This is a genomic window from Flavobacterium poyangense, assembly GCF_011751075.1.
Taxonomy (GTDB): domain Bacteria; phylum Bacteroidota; class Bacteroidia; order Flavobacteriales; family Flavobacteriaceae; genus Flavobacterium; species Flavobacterium poyangense.
This window is the reverse complement of sequence record NZ_JAALLN010000002.1, coordinates 255660-278340: the sequence shown is the minus strand read 5'-3', so window position 1 is coordinate 278340 and position 22681 is coordinate 255660. Positions and strand designations below refer to the sequence as shown.

Sequence of the window (22681 nt, the reverse complement as noted above, 5' to 3'; positions counted from 1 at the left end):
TGATTTTTATTCGACTATAAAGGTAGCGTAAAACGAACTTTTTCTTTCCCTTTTCCACCAATTCTGTTGTAGAATTTGATTGCCCTTTCGTTAAAATGGGGTGTTTGCCATTGCATACTGGCACATCCTTTTTCAATAGCAATTTGCTTAAGTCTGTCGATCAATTGTTCGCCGATTCCAAAACCTCGTACTTCCTCTTCCAAAAATAAACAATCCATATAGAGGAAATCAGCAGCATCCCAGGTAGAATAGTCAAAGGTATAGGAAGCGTAACCAACGATAGTTTCGTTAGTCGCCACCACCAAACAATTTAGTTTTGGGTTTTCTCTAAATAAAGCTTTTTGTAGAGCTTCTTCTTTTCCGAAGTCGGAATAATCGGTTCTCTCATATTCGGCATGTTTTTGACATAAAAGGATCAATTTGGGCAGATCTTTAAGTTCGCATTTTCTTATTGAATATTCCATTGAAGATTGATTTCGGTTTGTAAAAAGCTAATGAAATGATGAAAGTAATCAGGATAATTCTCTTTTTCCCGAATGGCAATATAGTGTTTTCTTTTTAAACCGTTTTTGCCAATTTTAATGGCTTTGATCGGGCTGGTTTTTAGATGGGGCACTAATGCCCATTTTGCCATTGACATAACGCCCATATCGGCTTTGACCATTTCTAATGAAGCTTCCGTTAGAGGCAAGGGGGTGATTTTTTTAGGAACTACTTTGGCGGGAGCCAGAATAAATTGATGAATCGTAACCGTTTCCATCGGAAGGGAATGAATCAGTAGATGTTCATTTATAAAATCTTCGGCAACAACATATTTTTTATTGGCCCAGGCATGATTTTCAGAAACAGCCATTACCACTTCATCCTGAAAAAGCTCGAGGTATTTAATATTATTGTCTTTTATCTGATCGCTTACGATGGCAATATCAATGGTGTTATCCAATAATTTTTGTAACGGAATGTGGGTTGCTTCAGTAACAATCTTTAATTCCACATTCGGATATAAAAGATGAAATTGTTTTAGTACGGGTGGCAACCAATGATAGCTCGAAAAACATTCGGTGCTAATGCGGATTTCGCCATATTCTCCAAAAACCATCTGTTTGATTTGTATTTCGGTTTGAGAAAGTTTGTCCAGAATTTCATTAGCGATCTGATACATCTTTTCACCAGCCTTGGTCAGAACCAGTTTTTTATTGATTCTGGAAAAGACAGGCGTGCCCAATTGATACTCGGCTTCTTTAAGTTGATGACTCAAAGCAGATTGTGTCAGATGGAGCTTGTCAATTGCTTTGGTGATGCTTCCTTCTTCTACGATCGCTTTTATCAGTCTTAAATGACGTATTTCCATTTTTAGAGAATTTGTATGTAAAGAAACAAAATTTTAGGATGGCTTTTTCATGAATAAAAGTAATCAAATTGATGAATTCTTTTCGTTTTTATGGTGTTTGATGTTCGAGTACTTTTGAAAAAATAAATCACTAAAACGAATAGTAAAATGGAAGCACAAATTAAACATTATGAAAATAAACTAGCCTACGAAATGGATCCGTCCGATTTGTTTGAAGCTTTGAATAACGGAGAAAAAGTAGTCGTAATTGATGCCAGAAAAACATTTGGTTTTGAAGCGGAACATATTCCGACAGCAATCAATATTCCGCATCGTGAAATGACAGTAGAGAATACGAAACATCTGGATAAGGAAGTTCTGTACGTAACCTATTGTGATGGTATTGGCTGTAATGCCTCTACACGAGGAGCTTTAAATATGACAAAATTAGGTTTTAAAGTAAAAGAACTGATCGGCGGTATCGAATGGTGGAAATTTGACGGTTATGCCACCGAGGGCAGTAATGGAGTAAAAGCAGGACTGAAAATTGAATGCGCCTGTTAAACGAAAAAGGGCAGATTTTTAAATTAAAATCTGCCCTTTTGTATTTTTAGAATATCGATTAAGATTCGACTACCGCTTTTAAACTCTGTAAAATTGGACTTTCATCGCCTTGAGGTTCTTCCTGAACGGCACCCTCACGATGGTCATCCTGAATAATTTCAAGTCTGACTTTCTGATCTTCCGGGGTTAAAAGATAGGTCATAAGAAAATAGTTCTCCGGTTTGTCTTCTAATCCCGGTTTCGGAAAAAACAAAGAATACTTGATTTTTTTATGATGAATAATCTCCAGAATGGTTCCCCATTGCTGAAAAACCTGTCCGTCCCATTCATTTCTAAATCGGATTTCGCTGCCTATTTCCCAGTCTGTGATTAGATCACTTTGGTATTGCCACTGTTTTACAAGTGCAGGCAGTGTTAGAGCAGCCCAAACTTTTTCTATTGGCGCGTTAAAGACGATTGTTGAAATGTTTGTGGCCATAAAACTTTCTGTTTATTTTGGTTGAACAACTGATTTTAAACTGTCTTTTGAAACAAGTGTACTGTCTTTTGCCGGAATTGGGGCAACAGGAACATTTACGGGAGCTGTGTATCTTTTTATCTTTTGTTGTACTAAAACGGCATCATTCAGAACAAAAGGGGTAGGCATCATCCAGTCACTTCTTTGTTTAATTGTAAACAACGGATTGGTCATTAAATCAAATGAGCTTTCAATCAAATCCATATCAAAAACAGATGATTTGTTGATGTTGAATTCTAAAACAAGAGGTTCGTTACCTACAACATAATAACACAATACCTTACTGTCATAACGTTCTAAACGGTTTCCTTTTTGTCCGGAAGTCGAAACACCATTTGCTTTAAAGTTGTAAAACGTCATTCTGGTGTTGGCATAAATATCGTATCGATTTACTTTCCTGTTGGGTGTAATTTTTATTTTTAAATATCGGTTGTTTCCAACTACACTGTCTTTTAGGAATGCGATAGTTGGTTTCGGAACAGCTACAACAGGAGCAATTGCACTGTAGGTAAAACCTGTGCTGTATTTACTGGTAATTGGCAGTGTGTTTAAACCCACAGCTTTATGGTTGGTTTGTCCCAGATACGTTTTAGTCCAATCGTCTAAGTTCGTGTCATAAGTGGTCCACAGTGCTGAGTTTGTGTTCGCATTATAAACATACAGCAAACTGTTTGATTTTGCTTTTCCGTTTTCGTAACCTGAATTGATACCGGCGTATACAAAAAAGCTGATTGACACGATGAAAAGTAATATGGTCCAAACTCCTTTTTTGAAAAACGCACCAAATAGCGGGAGTAATAGCCCGAAAAGTAATACAGTGAGAATAGCGCTTCCATAAAGTATTTTCAATCCCAAACCAACGGGGAACATTACAATAAAAGGAGCAATAATAGCCAATGCAGGGATACTGAATAATAAGTTTAAGCCTAAACTATAATGTTGAGTAATTACAAAAATTCCAAATAAAAGGATTCCAAAGTAAACCGGAATAATTAGAAAACCGGCTCCTGTGAGACTATTGGCTAGAAAAGCATTGATGATTATCCATAGTAACAGCGGTGCCACAAAATGGTTCATTGTGATTTTTGATTCGGAAAAATGATGATAAAAAGCAAAACAAATAGCAATACTTAGTGTTACAAAAGCTCCGATGTAAGCATGTCCGTTATAAGTAAATCCATTTAGTAGGTCATTGTATTGCGGGTAAATCTGTAAAAGAATTTTCCACCCTAAAAAAGTAACCAATCCCGAAATTATGATAGAGCCTAATAGCGGAACAAATCCTCTGAATATTTCTCTGAAGGTGATTACACGTTTTGCTTTTCCAATAAAAATAAAGAGAACTAATAATCCTAAGGCAATGAAAGTCATTGGAGCGACCCATGAAAATGGATAGCTGATAAAAAAGCCAAAGGGAACGGTAAAATAAACATTATCCTCTGTTGCAGTTGTTGCATTGAGATTTATATTAGAAAAATGGTCTAACAATGGCATTAAATAGGTTCCCTGATGTGCCAGTGTGTTTTTGTTTAGATGCTGAACGTCATCTTGTTGGGTGTGGTAGTTAAAATGACCGTCAATAAAGGCAAAGTTAAGTCCCTGAATGTTTCCCTGTTCTCTGAAAACAGTTAAATCGGTGTCGTTTGGAAGCATTTTGTAAATGCTGTACATGAGTGAATTGGAGACCGGAAATTTTGTTTTTGCATTTGCAAATTCTTTTACCAATGCTTCATTCCCTTTATTGGTTTCCATTAACATATAACTTGGACCCGAAGAGCCTCTGGCTTCAAAATTTAAAACTAAGCCCACTTCTTTTGCCCAAGGATGTTGATTTACAAAAAGGGCGGCACCATTTAAACCTAATTCTTCGGCATCAGAAAAGAGAATGATAATATCGTTTTTATGTGGTTTTTTTGCATATAAGAATGCACGTACACCTTCAAGAATGGTGGCAACACCCGAAGCGTCATCACTTGCTCCTTTAGAGAAGGAATGTGGTGCGCTGTCATAATGAGAAAGCAATAAAAGTGCTTTTGAATTGTCTGTTCCTTTTATCCGGGCAAGAATATTCTTAGATTTTACCAGAAGACCTCTGTCATTAAGTGTGAATCCTTCCTGAATTGTTGTTTCCAAACCAATTCGATTAAGCTCAAGTTTAAGATAATTGGCAACTAATTCATGATTTGTCGAGCCTACATAATGGGGTTTTTGGGCTATGATTTTGACTTGATTTAGTGCGCGTTCGGTTGAGAATTCTGCAAGAGCTTCTTCGTTTTTAGAAATCCATTGGGGCATCATTGTGGCGTATATAACGGCCAGAATGGCTATGACGCATAGAAAGGCTAGTATTGAAGTAGGATTTTTTTTCATGTTGAATATACTAAATTTCTTTTTTCACGAGCATATAATAATCATTGTCTAGAGGGCGATAACCTTGGTCGTATAGAAAATAATAAGTGTTTCCCGTTTTGGTCTGCAAAATATTAGTAAAAAAATCAAAATCAAAGCCTTTGTTCAACATTTTCTCTTTTCTTGCTTTTGATTTTCCTTCGGTATTCAGTTCAGACAAAATACGGTAATTTTTGCGCAGTTTATTATTTACATTTCGCATGAAATTAGTACTGTCTTTATTGATTTTATTGTTGTATGCATTTCGACAGCTGTCTGAGCAGAATTTCTTGTCTTCACGACCTACAATTTTTTCGGAACATTCGAGGCATGTCTTCATGGATCTAACTTTTTAATTTCATATAAATCATTTCTCCTGTCTTTTAAGATTCGTACGCTTCCGTGCTCATGGAGTTCTTTTAGTAAATTCAAATCAACATCTACAATTAAAGTCATTTCTGTATTTGGGGTCGCTTCTGCTTTTATGCCATTACTTGGAAAAGCAAAATCTGAGGGAGTAAATACTGAAGCTTGGGCATATTGAATATCCATATTGTTTACTTTTGGCAGATTGCCTACACAGCCTGCAATGGCTACATAACATTCATTTTCTATTGCCCGGGCTTGTGAACAGTGTTTTACACGGGTGTAAGCATTTTGAGTATCTGTCAGAAAGGGAACAAATAAAATATTCATTCCTTCGTTTGCCATAATTCTTGAAAGTTCCGGGAACTCTACATCATAGCAAATCAGGATTCCAATTTTGCCACAGTCGGTATCAAAGGTTTTAAATTGAGATCCGCCTTTCATCCCCCAATGCTGTACTTCGTTTGGAGTAACGTGAATCTTGGTATATATTTCTGATGATCCGTCTCGTTTGCATAAAAAGCCAACATTGTACAAATTACCATTATCTAAATACGGCATGCTACCGGTAATGATATTGATGTTGTAGGAGATAGCAAATTCCTGAAAACGTTTTCTGATCGGATCAGAGTAACGGGCAAGCTCACGAATCGCCTCTGCTTCTGATAAATGATTGTAATCGGCCATTAAAGGCGCAATAAAAAGTTCCGGGAATAAAGCAAAATCACTTCCGTAACCGGAGACCACATCAATAAAAAATTCGGCCTGCTCAAACAAAGCTTCCACATTGTTGAGTTGACGCATTTGCCATTGAATTAATCCCAAACGAATAACACTTTTTTCGAGATTAATAAGTTTTGGACTTTCGTCGTAATAAACATTGTTCCACTCTAAAAGCACCGCAAATTCTTTGGATTCTTCGTCGCCTTCTAAATAGTTTTTGATGATGCGCAAAACATGAAAATCATTACTGAGCTGAAAGGATAACACCGGATCGTGTAATTCTTTGTGTTTTACCTTATCGATATAGTTTTTTGGAGTGAGTTTTTTGGCATGTTGCGCATAATGCGGAATCCTTCCTGCAAAAACAATAGCTTTTAAATTCAGTTGTTCACAAAGCTCCTTACGGGCATCGTACAAACGACGGCCCAAACGCAGACCACGATATTGCGGATGGATGAAAACATCTATACCATACAAGATTTCTCCATTTGGATTATGAGTAGAGAAAGTATAATTGCCATGAACCTGGTTGTAGTTATGTCTTTTATCAACCAGTTTCTCATCAACGATTAAGGACAAGGCTGATCCTACAACGACACCATCGGCGAGAATAACTAATTGACCTTCTGGGAATATAGAAAGTAGTCTTTCAATATCAGCAGATCTCCAATACGAATTGGCCATCTCCGGATATGATTCTACCATTGAATTTTTCAATTGTTTGTAGTCGTCAAATTCCAAATTTCGCAATTCAACTTTGTTGATTTGTGTTTGCATATCGTAAGGCTTTTCTCAAATATACGAAAATATTTCCATTTGCAAACGCTTACAAATATTTACAACCGAAAGTAAATGATTTTCAACCGAATAACTTTTGAGTACAGTCGCATCTTTGCCCTGTTGAGTTTGATAGACGAATTCATTTACACTAACATTTAAATACTATACGCCATGAGAAACAGAGTACAGTTAATTGGGAACGTAGGAAACGATCCGGAAATTAAAACACTAGAAAACGGAAAAAAGTTAGCCCATCTAAACATTGCGACAAATGAAAACTACACTAATGATAAGGGAGAAAAAGTAGAACAAACAGAGTGGCATCGCATTACGGCTTGGGGAAAAACAGCAGAACTTATTGAAAAATATGTCGTAAAAGGAAAAGAAGTTGCCGTTGAAGGGAAGCTCACTCACAGAAGTTATGATGATAAAAACGGTGAAAAGAAATATGTCACCGAAGTAGTGGTCAACGAGATTTTGTTTTTGAAGAAGTAAGGTTTACTTCAGTTTAATATAACCCGACAGGTTTTTAAAAACCTGTCGGGTTTGTCAGTTTTGAATTTTATAAAATAGAAGTACCGTTTATATCGGTCGTAAGTACTTCACTCATATAATCAAAAAAGGGTCTCATGTTCTTGAAGGTGTCTAATGCCTGCTCTAAAAAGAGAGGACTCAGTACTTCCTGATCTGTAAATCGCTTAATAAGTAAAAACTGTTTGTAGCGAAGTAAGTCGATAGATTCATGAGTGCTGTCAAATCCTTTTGGTGCTGTTTTTAGCTGTTCGCCTTGTAAAGTTCCGAATGTGCTGATAAAAGATTGGGATTGCAGTATTTTTCTAAAAGGTTCAGGATCGTGAGCAAATTCGCTTCTTACTCGTTTTAAATCTGCAGCATTTGGACCCCAAAAACCACCTGCGAGAAAACTGTTTCCTTGTTCGAGATGAAAATAATAACCACCACGTCTTTCACTTGTTGCTCTGGTAAAACTACCGCCCCAAAAACCTTTGAAAGGAGTTTTGTCTTTAGAAAAACGAATATCTCGGTAAATTCGGTATACACTTTTTTTCCCCGAAGCCGTTTCTAAAACATCGGTTTTGGAGAGCTCTTGCAGCAAAGCGCCTGCAAAGTTTTCGATATGATTTAATTCTTTGAGATAGGTTGTCTTATGTGTTTCAAACCAAGGTTTGTTATTGTTTGCTTTGAGTTCGTTCAAAAAATCAAGACTGGATTTGGGAATAGTAATGTGATCTTTCATGATTAAATTGTGGCGTCGTTATTAGGCTTTTAAAGCTAAAGATAATTTAAAAAAAGTTAAATTGATGAGGTGCTGTAGTAATTCAGAAGTTTCCAATTGTCAGTCTGAGTGAAGTCGAAGCCATTTTAGGGTGTAAAGCCCTTCGACTTCGCTCAGGGGAACATTTGGTATTTATTTGCTTAGCGTTTTGGCGGCTCCTATGTTCGAAGCGAAATTTTTTCACGGAGATTTGCTTCGCTTGTTCGCTATCGCTCGGGTAACAGATTGTTTTTATCGAAATAGCAAACTAAAAATATCTGCTAAATCTGCCTGATCTGCGTGCAAAAAACTCTTAGCCTTTGCGAGCAAATATCGAATCAACAGGAGCATAAACACTTTTTGCGTAATCTGCAATTGATCCTAAAAATCATTTGCTGACTTTTATTTGAACTAAAAAACCCATCAGATTGCTGATGGGTTTTTCTATATATTTTAAGCCGTCTTTTTGATTAAGTCAAACATAGGACAACGAGAGCAACGTTTCTTTTCACTCTTTTTAAATTTCTCGCAACAGCTGGATTTGCAGTTTTCGAGTTTTTTAATCTTGTCAAGGATTTCAAGTTTTTTCTTCTTCTTTTTATCCTTTTTTTTGTCTTTAACCTTCTCTTTCTTGCTCACGGTGCCTCTCAATTATAAAACCGAGGCAAATATAAACGAATAAAAGTTATTTTTATATATTCTAAATAAACTTTAACTTTTTTATTTTGGGTTAATAGCGATTGAGCTCGTAACCGTTAATTGCTGAATGTCACGATCAAACAAGTAAAGACCACCTTTGTCGTCGCCAATTAAATTAATTTTATCCAGAATAGATTTGGCAGTAGCCTCTTCTTCGATTTGTTCAGATACGTACCATTGTAAGAAATTATGTGTTGCATAATCTTTTTCTGCAAAAGTAATATGTACCAATTCGTTGATAGATTCTGATACAAAAATTTCATGGTTGTAAAGAGTCTCAAACATTTCCTTAAAAGTAGAATAACTTGTTTTAGGCTCTTTAAGATCTGTAATTTGTGAATGTCCGCCACGTTCGTTTACATACTTTACTAATTTAAGCATGTGTGCGCGTTCTTCATCTGATTGTGCGTACATAAATTGAGCAATTCCTTCTAATCCGTGTACCTCTGCCCAACAAGCCATTGAAAGGTAAGTTTGTGAAGATTCGGCTTCAATTCTGATTTGCTTGTTCAGTGCTGCTTCTATATTTTTTGATAACATAATCTTGATTTTTTTGTAAAGTTAGATAATTTTAGGCAATTAAGAACCTGATTATCTCTTGTAAGAATTAATTCAGATTCAGACTAAATACAATGAAATCAACTTATTTGGATTTAAATGATGCTATTTTTGGAAGTAGAGCGCTGGTTTTGAGAAATAAATAACAGTGGAAAAACTTTACAAATTGTTTTCATTTCTGCGAAAATCAGTTCAAGTTACCAGATGTGAAATGTAAAATGTAAGTTCGGAAAGTGGGCAGTTTTGTTTACGGCAGTCAATTCTTAATGAGTAGAATAGTCCGGAAAGTAAAAAATTCGGTTTAATTGATTATTCTACTTGTAGTATTGCGCTGGTAAGTTTTTTTCTTATGACAAGCAAAAAGTACCATATTCAGCATCTCACAACTCACGTCTCACACTTGAATTAATTATAGCCATCCGTAAATTTAAGCATCTTGTATTCTTTAGTATCGGTATCTAAATAGCCCAGAATGCTATAGTCTTTAAACTTCATTACACTTTGAAATGCTACTTCATCATGTCTTTCTAAATATAAATTAATTTTATCGGCAGCAAGAGGTTGCTGTTGTTCTGTGGTAAGTCCGAGTTTTTTGTCCCAGATACTTTCAAAGAATACAGTTTTGGTTTGAAGATCCGGATAAAAAACACCATCAAAACTTTGATAAGTTGGTTTACTGATGCCTCCAAAAGTAATAAACAGATTCTTTTTATTTTTAAAGACCGATAATCCAATATCTAAATCAGAAAGATGTTGGAGAAATTTAGCCGTATTTTTTAATTCTTTTGGACTATAATGGTCTCTTTGGATTAATAAAGGGGAATTTTTAAAACGGATGGTGTCATTTTTTGAAACGGCAATACTTTTTAGTGCCTCTTGTGAATCAAGATCTTTTATATCAAACAAAAATTCATCTACGTTTGTGTTGATCTGAAACAATCTGTTCTCGTGATAATACGAATTGGAAGATCTGGACGGCTTTTGGGCAATTGGTTGCAGGAAATTTTTTTCTGTTATATCAAGAGTATTCAGATTAATGTCAAACAATTGTGTCTTTTTAGCATTCTGGTCTAAGGTCAGTAGTATACGATCGGTTAGCAAATACATTTTGGTTTTACTGATAGTTTTAAACAAAGGATTGTACTCACCGGGTTCCATCTTTTCAATTGGGTTTTGAGCAAGAATCTGATTGAATGTTCTGGATTGTGTTTTTCTGTCTGTGAAGCTAAAGGGAGAAAAATCAAGCACCTTTTCTTCCACGGTTCCATTCCTGAAGACGTAAAGAATTAGTTTTGGTTCTGTTTTATGTTGCGTCAGTAAATTAAAAGCATTGTTTTTTTGATATTGCGTAACAATAGGCTGCATAGATGCAGGGTAGTTAAATTTCAGAGCCTTGACCGTTTTATCTTCAAAATAATATTTGACGATTATAATATCTTTCAACTCTTCTGAGTACCAATACAAACTTGGATTTCCGTCTTCGGCTAAACTGTATCCCATCAACAATCTGTCTTGATATTGCGTCATCGCGCCGGTAAATTGATCTCGTAGGAATAGGGCACTATTGTACTTTAAAATCTTAAAAATTCCCTGAGAGGCCACAAAGACAAATACTTCGTGTGTCACGGAGTTTTCGAAGTTTAAAATCTGATCGTCTTCCCTAATCTTTTTTAATTCTAACGGATAAGAAGCCAATACCGTCTGACTTAACAGTATAGAATTGTACATTACGGCTAAAAGCAGTGCTATTTTTTTCATATTTTTTAGAATAAAATCAATTCAGAATCACGGATTAAAACGGGTTTAGGAATTCATTAACTCCTGAAAATAATCGACAAACTGACTTAGATGTAAACCATCCATTAAACCATGATGCACGTATACTGCCATCGAAATGGTTCTTTTACCGTTTTCTGCGGTCATCATTTTTCCAAAGGAAACTTTAGGGCAACTGTCCGGATAGGTAAAACTGCGGGCGTGAGTCAGCGAGGTAAAATTTAACCACGGGATTGCCGAAAAATGTATATTATCGTCTTTGAATTCACGTGTAAAAAGCCCGGTTGTGTTCTGGATTCGTTTGACTTCTGCTAAAGCATTTTGTTCAAAAATTCTGAAATCGGGATTGTATTCCATTAAAGAAAATCCGAAAGTACCATCTTCACGACCAATTGTTGCCGAAGCATCAATTTGATCGTAGATGTAGATTTTATCTTCTGAAATTCGATATCTGAAATTCTCGATTGCATTTACGGCTACCAAGGTTTTATGCAGGTAATAAATAAAAAAAGAAGCATTGAGACTTTTGGCAGTTTGATAGGCTTTGGTACAGTCAATCTCTACGGTGGCACCAAAAAAAGGCTCTTCCATTTGTTTGAAATGAGCGAAATGCTCTTTTCTGTTCCAATTTTCCAGGGCTAAAAGTGTTTTCATTATAGTAAATTGTTAAGCACTTCGGTTATTTTTTCGAAAGAGCTAAAATGTTGATGTTCTACTTTATGATTGATTTTTTCGTGCTCCCAAGTAGTGTGAAACGGAATATGAACGGCATAACCACCAATCTCTAAAACAGGCAAAACATCTGATTTTAGAGAGTTCCCGATCATCAGAAATTCATGCGCTTCAATGTCTAAACGACCTAATAACTTCTCGTAATCTATTTGTTGTTTGTCTGACATTACTTCGATATGGTGAAAATAATGACCTAATCCTGAACGATGCAATTTGCTGTGCTGGTCTTTCAGGTCACCTTTTGTGGCAACAACCAATTTGTATTTGCCATGCAAGGCTTCTAAAGTTTCTTCGATTCCGTCAAGGAGTTCGATTGGTTTTTCGAGTAATTCTTTTCCATATTGAATGATTTTTTGAATTACTTCAACCGGAATGGTATTGTTTGAAATAATCATCGCGGCTTCAATCATCGAAAGGATATACCCTTTGATTCCATAACCGTATAAAGGTAAATTCTGAATTTCGATTTTAAACAATTCCTGCGAAATGCCTTGATGCGAAAGGTAATCTTCCATCAAAGCACAGAATTTATGTTCTGTTTCCTGAAAGTAAGGTTCGTTTACAAACAAGGTGTCATCCGCATCAAATGCGATTACTTTTAAATTTGGAATTTTGTTTTTGTGTAACATATAGAGAGATGTTTTTTTTAGTTTCAGGTTTTCTTTGTTTCAGGTTTCAGGTTTTGCCACAGATTAAAATGATTTCGAAGATTTTTTTAATAATCTGCTTGATTTGCAAAAGCTGCGTGCAAACTTCTCACGTAACTTTTAATTCAAATTTAAAAAAGAATCTGTCGAAATCCGCGTGCTACTTTTAGCGCCAGAACTTCAATAACATTACTTAGAAAAAAGCTTTTTCAACGAAATGGTCTTATCGTAAAACGTGATCCTGATTCCGAAGAGCAAAATGATTCCGCCGAAAACCATTTGTAAAGTTATTTGTTCTTCTAAAAACAACCAAGCTAATATCGAAGTAATTACCGCCTGACTCAATAAACTTAACGAAACCCTTGTCGCACGCATATGTTGCGTGGCATAACTAATAGAAAGCCAGGCACACAATTGGCAAATTACCGCTTGGAGCACCAATACAAACCAGCCCGTGTTGGAGAATCCTGTAAAAGGTTCGTTTAAAGCATAACAAAGGATTCCCAAATAAATACTGGAAGCAAATAAACTGATGGTCATAAACGATAAAACATCGACCTCTGAAAGTACATTTTTACTAAGTAAAAGATAGATCGAGTATAAGATTCCGGATAGCACTGCAAACAGGAAAGCATGATCAAAATTTAGTTCCATAAAAAAGCCAAAACCAACCAAGGTTACCATTCCAAATAAGGCAACAACCGTTCCGATCCAGAAATTGGTTGCGGGTTTTGTATTCAAAAAGAAAAAAGAGCCAATTCCTACCCATAGCGGAGATAAATTGGTCAGCAATGAAGCTTGTGTAGCACTCGAATCCTGAATGGCGATATTCCAAACCGCAACATCTGAGGCAAACAAAATACCGCAAAGTGCTGCTAAAAGGGTAAATCGTAAAGTGGGCAGTTTAAAGTTTTTACTAAAAAGCACATAAGGCAAAAGCAACGTAACTGCAAAAAACATGCGGTAAAATGCCGAAATTAATCCCGGAGCTAAGCGTAATTTTACCAATATCGGGAAGATCGAAATACAAAGTATTCCACCTATTAATGCTAATCTGGGTTTGGTGATTTTCATTTGAAGTATTCTAAGCTTAGTGAGGAACGCTTAAACAATTGGAATTAGATTATTTTATTTTTTTGTTTTGATTGTCTTGTCGGTTATCCCAAAACGAGATAATTTCTATTTGATTGTGGTTGATCTCGTAAAAAATCAGATATGTTTTTAGAGAAATATTGTAGGCAATTTTGTTTGAAGTAAATTGTCTAATTACTAGTGTTTCCTAATTTGAAGGAAGATTAGATAACCATTCCCGCATTTCTGAAATTACTTCATCATTAGTATGAGAATTGCTCTTTTTGATTTCGTTTCGCCCATTTTCGATTGTTGTGTTTTGTTCAGATGATAATTGAAAAAGAGCTTGCTCAGACGAATCAAATATAGTTTGAAGAGCATTGAGAAAATTCAAATCGTCAGAATCTTTAATTCTTGAGATCAGATTTTTTTTTATTTGTGCAGTCATGTCCATAACCTATCTTTTATACCCAAATTTAAAGATTTATTTCTAGAATGCTTTAAATTGATTTGGATTATTTGTAAACCTGACGGGTTTACTGTTGCAATTCCTCATTCTTCGGAATGACAAATTGCTGCTTAATTTGTTCATGTTGTCATTTCGACACAGGAGAAATCACACACGAAACTCCGTAAAGAGTACCGCCAACATTTGTCGAGCTACTAATGTGATTCCTCGTACCTCGGAATGACAAAATAACGTTTTTTTATGCACTGCTACATCGGAGGAACAATTACTAACCTATAAACCTGACAGGTTTTTAAAACCTGTCAGGTTTACAAAACGCGTGAAATCAATAAAGTACTCCACGCGTTCCAAAACATTACTGTTAAGCCTTACTAACCCTAAAACAAGCCTTTTCGATTTGTTTATCCGAAAAAGGGTCGAGTGCTTTGGTCAGCATTTTACTGGTTCTGATGCAGTTCATCATTTTTGTCCGAAGATCGAGGTTGTTGCCGATTTCGGTTTGCAGAATAGCCTCGAAAATTTCGGACAGCTGTTCCGGTTGTTTTCTAAATTCTCCTTCAAACCAAAGGTCTGAGAGGAAATTGGCCACAGATGGCATTACATTGTGGTGTGTTGGTTTTTGATTTTCTTTTGTCATAATCGAAAATATTAAACGCACGAAACCCCCGCTTTAGGTGTGACAAAATATTCCGAGAAATAGATTTATGGGCAGTTTCCTGCTCCTTCACCATGACGAGGGTTCGCTTAAGTTGATTTTTAATAAATTTTATCGAAAAATCTCAAATATTTTGTCAGCACAAACGTACTAAGATAAATCGATTAAAACCTTTAAAAAGAAAGAAAATTCTTTCGTAATTTATATTTGTAGAGATCTAGTTTACCGTTTCACCATTCGGAGCATCAGCATCCGGGTTAATGAATACCAGTTTTCCTTCTGCATTGGTAGTCATCAGGATCATTCCTTGACTTTCTACACCACGCAAGGCTCTTGGCGCTAAGTTGGCCAGAACAGAAACACGTTTTCCGATCACTTCTTCGGGAGTAAAGCTTTCTGCGATTCCCGAAACAATGGTGCGAACGTCAATTCCTGTGTCTACTTTAAGAACTAAAAGCTTGTTGGCTTTTGGCATTTTTTCGGCTTCAAGGATAGTTCCCACACGAATATCCATTTTGGCAAAATCTTCAAACTGAATCAATTCTTTTTGAGGTTCTGCTTTCTTGTTTTCGGCGCTATTGGCAGTTTTTGTTGCTTCCAATTTGTCTATTTGTTTTTGTATTTCTTCGTCTTCGATTTTAGCGAAAAGCAATTCTGCCTCTCCAATTTGGTGACCCAATGGGAATAAATTCCAATCATTAAATTCCAAATTCCAATTGAGGTTATCTATTTTTAAAATTTTAGACAATTTATTTGCTGTAAAAGGCAAAAACGGCTCAGCCAAAACGCTCAAAGCAGCTGCGATTTGCAAGGCTACATACATTTGAGTTTTTACACGCTCCGGATTGTCTTTCATTACTTTCCAAGGCTCTTCATCTGCTAAATATTTATTTCCTAAACGAGCCACATTCATTAATTCACCCAAAGCTTCACGGAATCTGTAACGCTCAACCGAACTCGAAATTACTGCCGGATAGGCTTTTAATTCTGCTAAGGCTGCTTCGTCAACTTCTGTAAATTCATTTGGTGTCGGAATAAATCCGTCGTAATATTTGTTTGTTAAAACAACTACACGGTTAATGAAGTTTCCGAAAATAGCAACTAATTCATTGTTGTTTCTCGCCTGAAAATCTTTCCAGGTAAAATCATTATCTTTTGTTTCCGGAGCGTTAGAAGTCAATGCATAACGCAAAACGTCTTGTTTCTCAGGGAATTCTTCTAAGTATTCGTGTAACCAAACTGCCCAGTTTTTTGAAGTCGAAAGTTTGTTTCCTTCCAGATTCAAAAACTCATTTGCAGGCACATTGTCCGGTAAAATATAGCTGCCTTCGGCTTTAAGCATCGCAGGGAAAATGATACAGTGAAAAACGATATTGTCTTTTCCGATAAAGTGAACCAATTTGGTGTCTTCATCTTTCCAATACGGTTCCCAGTCTTTTCCTTCACGGGCTGCCCATTCTTTAGTAGACGAAATGTACCCGATAGGGGCATCAAACCAAACGTATAATTTTTTGCCTTCAGCACCTTCAACCGGAACATCAATTCCCCAGTCAAGGTCGCGTGTTACAGCACGAGGCTCTAATCCGCCATCAACCCAGGATTTAACTTGTCCGTACACATTCGGTTTCCAGTCGTTTTTATGTCCAACTAAAATCCATTCCTGCAAGAATTCAGTATATCGGTCTAAAGGTAAAAACCAGTGTTTTGTAGATTTTAAAATCGGAGTTTCTCCGGTAATTGTCGATTTTGGATTGATCAAATCGGTAGCATTCAACGTCGATCCGCATTTTTCACACTGATCTCCGTAGGCTTCTTCGTTACCACATTTCGGGCAAGTTCCAACTACAAAACGATCTGCCAAAAACTGATTGGCTTTGGCATCGTACAATTGCTCGGTTACTTCTTCAATAAAATCGCCTTTATCATACAGTTTTCTAAAAAATTCCGAAGCGGTATCATGATGAATTTTAGCCGAAGTTCTGGAATAATTATCAAATGAGATTCCGAAATCAGCAAATGATTTTCTGATAATTCCGTCATATTTATCAATAACTTCTTGTGGTGTAACTCCTTCTTTTTTGGCTTTCATCGAAATGGCAACACCGTGTTCATCACTTCCACAAATAAAAGCAACATCTTTTCCTTGCAAACGTAAATATCTCGAATAAATATCTGCTGGCACGTAAACCCCCGCCAAATGCCCAATATGTATAGGTCCGTTAGTATAAGGCAATGCAGCTGTAATGGTATATCTTTTTGGATTCTGTATCATAACTCAGTTTTATTGGGTGCAAAAATAAGCAATAGAATCGAGATTTTAGTATGCTGGTTGGGTTTCACGGAGATTCGCAAATTTTCTCACGCAAATTCGCGGAGTTTTTTTTAAAATATTATGCTTTTTTGTTTCTCGCAAAGTAGCGAAGTCGCTAAGTTTTAAGTTTTTTTCTTTGCGTTTTTGCGACTTGGCGAGAAAATTTCTCATGCAGATTTTGCAGATTTAGGAGATTGTTTTTATCAAAATAATAAAGCAAAAAAATCAGCAGAATCTGCCAAATCTGCGTGCAAAAAAACTTCGCGGCTTCGCGATTTGGCGAGAAACCCGAATACGAGATCATCATAAGTATTGATTTGCTTATATTTGCAACGTAATTAATACCGTTGCGAATCATGGCAAAAGGACCCGAAAAAAATACCAAAAACAAAGCTTTACATACCAAATTACTAAATCGGAAAAAGGCTAAACTTCAGGAGGAAAAAAGAGAAAGAGCCTTACGACTGAAAGCTTTAGTGGCAAAAATGAATCAGAAAAAGAAGGAGGATGAGTTAGGTGACCAATAAATGGGTGGTAGCCAAAGCGAGAAAACCTTCGTTTAAATAGACTTAATTTAAACTAGCTGTTTCGAACTAAAAAAGCGCATATTGATGCAAATCCTTCGCAATATATTTTGCAACCTTTGCTGAAAAAAAGCAAAGCAATTTTATGAGCAAGACTAAATTAACCATCAATAAAAACGGTTCTATCAAGATAGAAGGCGATTTCGAAATAACAGATTCAGAAGGAACAGTATACGGATTACAAGGAAGAAGTGCATTGGGTTTATGCCGTTGCGGATTATCTGCAAACAAACCATTTTGCGACGGAGGACACCGTAATAATTTCGAACACGATTCAATCGCATTCGATTTACCACCAATGAAGACGAATTAAGAATTTGGCTTTTTAGGTTATTTAAAATATAGAGAAAACTGCATTACTAATGCGGTTTTTTTTATGCCTTGATTTTTTCGAACGATTATGCCTGTATTCTTACTTAATCGGAACTCGATTATAAAAAAAACAGAAGGTTTTATAAATTCATCAGGGATATTTACAAATCACAAACCTAACTTGTGAAAGGATTAAAATGATGAGCTATGAAAGAGAAGGAAAACAATTATCCGCACGAATGGATAGAAAAAATAGATAATGAAATTAGATTTTCTGTCAATAACGGGTTACCAGGTACCGTTTTTACTGCTATTCTAAATCAAGAGAAGATTTTTCAAAAGAATTACGGATATCAGAGAATATATGATGAAAAGGAACTGATGTCAAATCCTGAGCCCATGAAGACAGATACGATATTTGATCTGGCATCCTTGACTAAGATTTTTTCGACAACATTCTCTTATATGAAATTAGTGGAAGATAAGGTTTTGTGTATTGAGGATAAAATATCTAAATATCTTCCTGAATTTACTGGTGGAGATAAAAATGAGGTTACTATAAAACAAGTTTTGCAACATAATTCGGGCTTGCCATCCAGTTTTCACTTTTATGATCCCGATCATCATCCCGACTTTTATTCTCAATCTCGTGAAAAAACGATAACCCTATTGCCGTTGGTTCCTTTGGCAAATAAACCGGGCACTGTAACAGTGTATAGTGATATTGGGTTTGCTTTACTGGGCATTATTATAGAAAAAGTCACGGGAACAAGACAAGATGATTTTGTTAAAAAGAACATTTATGAGCCTTTAGGATTAAAAAATACCGGATATATTCTTCGTTGTGAAGGGATTCCGCAAGACAGATTTGAAGCAACCGAAAGATGCGGAAATACAAGAGACGGCAGGGTTTCGTTTCCTAATATTAGAACGCAAACAATACAAGGGGAGGTTCATGACGAATTTGCTTATTATTCTATGGGTCAAATATCGGGTCATGCTGGATTATTCTCTACTGCCGATGATCTTTCTGTTTTGTGTCAGTTAGTATTAAATGGGGGAAAGCATGGTACTTTTAAACTCTGTTCGCAGCAGACCGTAGATTTATTTCTTACTACGTTTAATACAGATAAAACGTATGCATTGGGATTTCAGATTCCGACAGCTGCAACACATCTTATCTATGGGTTATTACTTCCAGAAGCCGGTCATGCATTTGCGCATACGGGTTGGACAGGGAATTGTTTTGTAATTGATTTTCTGCATAATTCAATTGTGATTATTCTAACTAACAAAAAGCATACACCGGTAGTTCCTACTCTTAATCTGGACCGGTTTGAAGGCGACTTACTGCCTACTGCTCTTTATGGAGGAACGATACAGCTTTTTTACGGGGGACTTATTTCTGAACAAGAGAAAAAGAAAAAACGGAATGTTTTTAACCAATCAGACTAGGAAAAGATTTTTTGTTTTTAAATGGTTTTTAGGAATAAAATAGCATATCGTCACCTATGGAAGAATTAATGCATATTAAATCGATTATTGGGATTGTCCTTGGTTTAAGTTTAACTCATCTTATAAAGGGGTCTGTAGTTTTTATACAGTTTCCGAAGCAAAAAAAAATCTATTTTGTACATTCGCTTTGGGTTTTTTATGTTTTTCTGCTGCTGATACACTTTTGGTGGTGGGAGTTTAATTTAAAACTCATTAAAGAATGGTATTTTGCCGATTATTTTTTTATCATTTGTTACATTCTGATTTTCTATTTGTTGTGTGCGATTCTTTATCCGGATAGTTTGATTGATCACACCGATTATAAACAGTATTTTTATTCGCGTAAAAACTGTTTTTTCACAGTTTTGGCACTCTGTTTTGCAGCTGATACAATTGATACTGTAATAAAAGGGCGGAATTATTTTTTATATAACGATAGTGAATATTACCTTCGGATCATTAGTCATGTTGTTTTATGTCTGGTAGCTCTAAAGATTCAACATAAGGTTTTTCATATTGTTTTGCCGGTATTGTTTATTGTTTACGAACTTTCGTTTATTTTGAGATTATTTGATGTTGAATAAGAACCAATTTAATTTTGAGGAATATGTTGTGTAAAAGACTTCGGTTGCTATTTTTTCTTCTTCTTTTTCTAACCAAAGGATTAGCCCAGAGCAAGATCAATCTTTTTTCAGAAATTAATTACAACTCAATTCCTTCGGTTGCTTTAACAGAATACAAATCGGTTCAGGATCGTGACGGCAGATTACAGAATCCAAAAATTGCTTTAGGTGTTGGGATTTCCGGAGGCGGATCGAGAGCGCAGTTTTTTAGTATGGGCGTGCTTTTAGGACTGGAGGAGATAAAAGAAAGCAATTCGCAACGTAACTTTTTAAGTGAAATAGATTATTTTTCAACGGTTTCAGGAGGGTGTTATTCGGCCGGATATTATTTGACGATATTAAAAAACAAATTGCAGTATGACAATTGTAGTTTTAATGAGTTTTATTTCTCTAAAGCAGATGCTTACAAATCAGATGTAAATAAATCAGCAAATGTTTTTTCTCTTCTCAATAACAGCAGAAATGAAAAAGGTGAAAAAGTATCCATGACACAGCGTTTAGATTTAGAGGTTTTGCAGTATGACAGTTCTAATCCAGAAAACCCTGAGAAATTTAAAAAGCAGATGCTGCTGTCCGATTTTTTTATTCCAAAAGAAAGCCTGAAGAATCCGGAGTTGCCTATGTTGGTTGCAAATGGAACAGCTTACAACAACGGAGAACGTTTTCCGTTTATGCCACATGTAATAAGAGCTTTAAAAATAAATTCTTCTTTGGCTCCGAATAAGGCATCGATTTCACTTAATGAAAATAAAATTAATAACGGTTACGATTTTCCGTTGACGTATGCCATTACGGCAAGTTCTGCTTTTCCGGGTGTGCTTCCAAAAACAAAATTCGGAATCAAAGGTCAGAACAAAATACTATGTGTGATTGATGGCGGGGCTTCTGATAATATGGGCTATCAGACCTTAATAGAATTGCTTCATGATGATACCAAAGTAGAAGATAAGAACAAAAAAGCACTTTTTATCGATTGTCTGGGACAGGGAAAAAAAGAACCGTTTATAAATGATGTGAAAATCGGATTGATCTCTTTAATAGAAACGGCTTCTTTATATACCGTTCAGACCCGATACATTACTTTTGAAAATGATGTCGAAAATGTGCTCGAAAAGTATAAAATTCCGATTAGTAATTATCAGGTGATAGGCTTTACAACCTTACGTGATTATTTGTCGAATCTGAAGAAAGATCAGGCCTATGAAGATTTGGTCATTAAATTAAAAAACACAGACGATATAGCCAGCAACTGGTTGAAACTACAGACCGATTTTAAAACGGATTTAATAGCAAAATTTGGCACCAATAGTTTTGCTAAAGATCATAACGGAGAGGTTATTCTATCAAGCTTAGACAAGGAAAAGTTTAAAGACTTTGGAGCCGAAGAAGTTTTAATGTTGTATGAATACGCTTCTCATGTAGAAACAAAACTAAGAACAAAACCCGAAGAGAAAGAAATGTTATTGTTAGCCGGACGACTGGCTGCATTTTTAAAAACGAAGGAACTAAAAGATTTGTTGACGGAATGTTAAGAGGCTTAAAGTCAATTTAACCTGTTGGGTGCAATTACTTCGTGAATTTGCTTCGCTCGTATCGCAAAAGTAATACTTAACAAATAGAAACACATTTCTATTACATAGCTAAACTATGCGGTCTTCGACTTCGCTCAGACTGACAATTGAAATTTTAAATAATTGAAACGCCTTTTCTCGTTTTCAAAACTATGAACTATGTTCCTATGTGTTAAAAAACAACTACACCCAACAGGTTTAATTTAGATGTAAAGTTCACCTCGCATCGTAATAATAGAAGAGCCTCCTACCAAAATATCTTTTTCACGTCCCATCACTTCAATAATAGATGACTGGTTTAGTTTTACGCCCTGCAAAATCTTGTATTCTTTGTTGACTTGTGCACGCCTGTTTTTTATCAGAAAACCAATCAAAGGCCCTGCTGCCGTGCCTGTTGCCGGATCTTCTTCTATACCAATTATGGGATTGAAGAATCGGGCTTCCACAATGTGATCCTGAGTTTCATCAGAAAGCGCAAAACAATAAAATCCTTCGAATTGATGCTCTTTTGAAATTTCGATTAAGAGTTTACTGTCCGGAGTGCAATCATTGAGTAATTGGCTGTTTCGTACCGGAACCATAACATGTGCTACTTCAGTTTGTACGACAGTTGGTGTCAGCATATCAATTTCTAAATCTTCGATTTTAAAGCCTAGTGCAATCGCTATTTTAAAGGTTGGAACCTGATGTTTAATCACAGCTTGTTTTTGGTGCATTTGTACAATTGGATCTCCGGTTACAGGTTCAAAACTTACCGTTAACGGAATTGGGGCATCTTTCATAATTACAAAACGATGATTCTCGTCCTGATCCTGAAATATTGGCATTTTTTTTAATAATGCTCCGCAGACTGCCCCCAATAAATTGTGCCCCGCACCATCTATCTCAAAACCAATGGGAGTAAAAGAACGAACATTAAGAGCTTTTTGCGTCGTAGAATAATAAACAAATGAGGTCTCAGAATATCCAAATTCCTTAGCAATATTCTGATACACTTCTAATTCTAAATCACCATCTGTAAAAACAACTGACAAGGGATTGCCTTTGTAACTTGTATTCGAAAATACATCTAAAACATAGTACTCTAATGTTGTTCTTTCTTTCATAAAGGATGTTTTTGCAGTAATGAACAGAATGCTGAAACTATTAATTCGAATTACTTTAATAAGCTATAAAAGTAGCATAAATACCACAAAGTAAAGTTGAATTTCTTAAGTTCCTTTTGTTATTTTGAACTA

General features: G+C 35.8%; 22 protein-coding genes. 6 read left to right on the top strand and 16 right to left on the bottom strand.

Translation table 11 applies throughout. The features are described from left to right. Positions 1–14: 14 nt before the first annotated feature. Together G3A47_RS06095 and G3A47_RS06090 are read right to left on the bottom strand one after the other, a co-directional pair. Positions 15–464 carry a GNAT family N-acetyltransferase gene (locus tag G3A47_RS06095; protein WP_166921297.1) on the bottom strand — a complete coding sequence of 150 codons (450 nt, stop codon included), beginning with the start codon at positions 462–464 and terminating at the stop codon, positions 15–17. After that, positions 449–1351: a LysR family transcriptional regulator gene (locus tag G3A47_RS06090; protein WP_166921296.1), complete on the bottom strand. Its 903-nt coding sequence runs from the start codon at positions 1349–1351 to the stop codon at positions 449–451. Before G3A47_RS06090 ends, G3A47_RS06095 begins: the two co-directional genes overlap by 16 nt. Positions 1352–1498: 147 nt before the next feature. Between G3A47_RS06090 and G3A47_RS06085 the strand changes: the two genes are divergently transcribed. Continuing rightward, positions 1499–1894 (top strand): rhodanese-like domain-containing protein, encoded by a 396-nt coding sequence (locus tag G3A47_RS06085; protein WP_166921295.1) that lies wholly within the window; start codon positions 1499–1501, stop codon positions 1892–1894. Between the two features lie 58 nt (positions 1895–1952). Here the strand turns inward: G3A47_RS06085 and G3A47_RS06080 are convergent, their stop codons facing one another. Genes G3A47_RS06080 through G3A47_RS06065 form a run of 4 tightly spaced genes read right to left on the bottom strand, consistent with a single transcriptional unit; the run spans position 1953 to position 6665 of the window. Further along, positions 1953–2372, bottom strand: coding sequence for an SRPBCC family protein (locus tag G3A47_RS06080; protein WP_166921294.1), 420 nt, complete (start codon positions 2370–2372; stop codon positions 1953–1955). A 12-nt stretch (positions 2373–2384) separates the two neighbouring features. After that, complete coding sequence (locus G3A47_RS06075) at positions 2385–4781, bottom strand: M28 family peptidase (protein WP_166921293.1); 2397 nt, start codon at positions 4779–4781, stop codon at positions 2385–2387. Positions 4782–4791: 10 nt separating this feature from the next. Further along, complete coding sequence (locus tag G3A47_RS06070) at positions 4792–5139, bottom strand: hypothetical protein (RefSeq protein WP_166921292.1); 348 nt, start codon at positions 5137–5139, stop codon at positions 4792–4794. Beyond that, positions 5136–6665: a bifunctional GNAT family N-acetyltransferase/carbon-nitrogen hydrolase family protein gene (locus G3A47_RS06065; RefSeq protein ID WP_166921291.1), complete on the bottom strand. Its 1530-nt coding sequence runs from the start codon at positions 6663–6665 to the stop codon at positions 5136–5138. The genes G3A47_RS06070 and G3A47_RS06065 overlap by 4 nt, the downstream gene beginning before the upstream one ends. Before the next feature lie 174 nt (positions 6666–6839). On the opposite strand from G3A47_RS06065, the gene G3A47_RS06060 reads away from it, so the two are divergent. Further along, complete coding sequence (locus tag G3A47_RS06060) at positions 6840–7163, top strand: single-stranded DNA-binding protein (RefSeq protein ID WP_166921290.1); 324 nt, start codon at positions 6840–6842, stop codon at positions 7161–7163. A gap of 67 nt (positions 7164–7230) precedes the next feature. Here the strand turns inward: G3A47_RS06060 and G3A47_RS06055 are convergent, their stop codons facing one another. The 9 genes from G3A47_RS06055 to metG form a co-directional block, all read right to left on the bottom strand. After that, the gene (locus G3A47_RS06055; RefSeq protein ID WP_166921289.1) at positions 7231–7923 is read right to left on the bottom strand and encodes a DUF2461 domain-containing protein; all 693 of its coding nucleotides are present in this window, start codon (positions 7921–7923) and stop codon (positions 7231–7233) included. 738 nt (positions 7924–8661) lie between these two features. Further along, positions 8662–9180, bottom strand: a complete 519-nt coding sequence (locus tag G3A47_RS06050) for a ferritin (RefSeq protein WP_166921288.1) — start codon at positions 9178–9180, stop codon at positions 8662–8664. Positions 9181–9603: 423 nt separating this feature from the next. Beyond that, complete coding sequence (locus G3A47_RS06045) at positions 9604–10956, bottom strand: hypothetical protein (RefSeq protein WP_166921287.1); 1353 nt, start codon at positions 10954–10956, stop codon at positions 9604–9606. A gap of 45 nt (positions 10957–11001) precedes the next feature. Next, a complete protein-coding gene (locus tag G3A47_RS06040; protein WP_166921286.1) occupies positions 11002–11628 on the bottom strand; it encodes a chloramphenicol acetyltransferase in 627 nt (208 codons plus the stop codon). Beyond that, entirely contained in the window at positions 11628–12335 is a 708-nt protein-coding gene (locus tag G3A47_RS06035) for an HAD family hydrolase (protein ID WP_166921285.1), read from the bottom strand. The genes G3A47_RS06040 and G3A47_RS06035 overlap by 1 nt, the downstream gene beginning before the upstream one ends. A 207-nt stretch (positions 12336–12542) precedes the next feature. Next, complete coding sequence (locus tag G3A47_RS06030; protein ID WP_166921284.1) at positions 12543–13427, bottom strand: DMT family transporter; 885 nt, start codon at positions 13425–13427, stop codon at positions 12543–12545. A gap of 205 nt (positions 13428–13632) precedes the next feature. Then, complete coding sequence (locus G3A47_RS06025; protein WP_243860389.1) at positions 13633–13872, bottom strand: hypothetical protein; 240 nt, start codon at positions 13870–13872, stop codon at positions 13633–13635. A gap of 382 nt (positions 13873–14254) precedes the next feature. Continuing rightward, complete coding sequence (locus G3A47_RS06020) at positions 14255–14530, bottom strand: hypothetical protein (RefSeq protein ID WP_166921282.1); 276 nt, start codon at positions 14528–14530, stop codon at positions 14255–14257. 235 nt (positions 14531–14765) lie between these two features. Then, complete coding sequence (gene metG, locus G3A47_RS06015; protein ID WP_166921281.1) at positions 14766–16820, bottom strand: methionine--tRNA ligase; 2055 nt, start codon at positions 16818–16820, stop codon at positions 14766–14768. Between the two features lie 395 nt (positions 16821–17215). Here metG and G3A47_RS06010 point away from each other — a divergent pair, with 395 nt between their 5' ends. The 4 genes from G3A47_RS06010 to G3A47_RS05995 all read left to right on the top strand — a co-directional run bounded on the left by G3A47_RS06010 (position 17216) and on the right by G3A47_RS05995 (position 21404). After that, positions 17216–17386 carry a hypothetical protein gene (locus G3A47_RS06010; RefSeq protein ID WP_166921280.1) on the top strand — a complete coding sequence of 57 codons (171 nt, stop codon included), beginning with the start codon at positions 17216–17218 and terminating at the stop codon, positions 17384–17386. Between the two features lie 142 nt (positions 17387–17528). Further along, on the top strand, positions 17529–17756 hold the full coding sequence (locus G3A47_RS06005) for a CDGSH iron-sulfur domain-containing protein (protein WP_166921279.1): 228 nt from the start codon (positions 17529–17531) through the stop codon (positions 17754–17756). A 206-nt stretch (positions 17757–17962) separates the two neighbouring features. Beyond that, positions 17963–19210, top strand: coding sequence for a penicillin binding protein PBP4B (gene pbp4b / locus G3A47_RS06000; protein WP_166921278.1), 1248 nt, complete (start codon positions 17963–17965; stop codon positions 19208–19210). A gap of 667 nt (positions 19211–19877) precedes the next feature. Beyond that, complete coding sequence (locus tag G3A47_RS05995; RefSeq protein ID WP_166921277.1) at positions 19878–21404, top strand: patatin-like phospholipase family protein; 1527 nt, start codon at positions 19878–19880, stop codon at positions 21402–21404. Between the two features lie 242 nt (positions 21405–21646). Here G3A47_RS05995 and G3A47_RS05990 read toward each other — a convergent pair whose 3' ends face one another. Beyond that, positions 21647–22549, bottom strand: coding sequence for a PhzF family phenazine biosynthesis protein (locus tag G3A47_RS05990; RefSeq protein ID WP_166921276.1), 903 nt, complete (start codon positions 22547–22549; stop codon positions 21647–21649). Between the last annotated feature and the right edge of the window lie 132 nt (positions 22550–22681).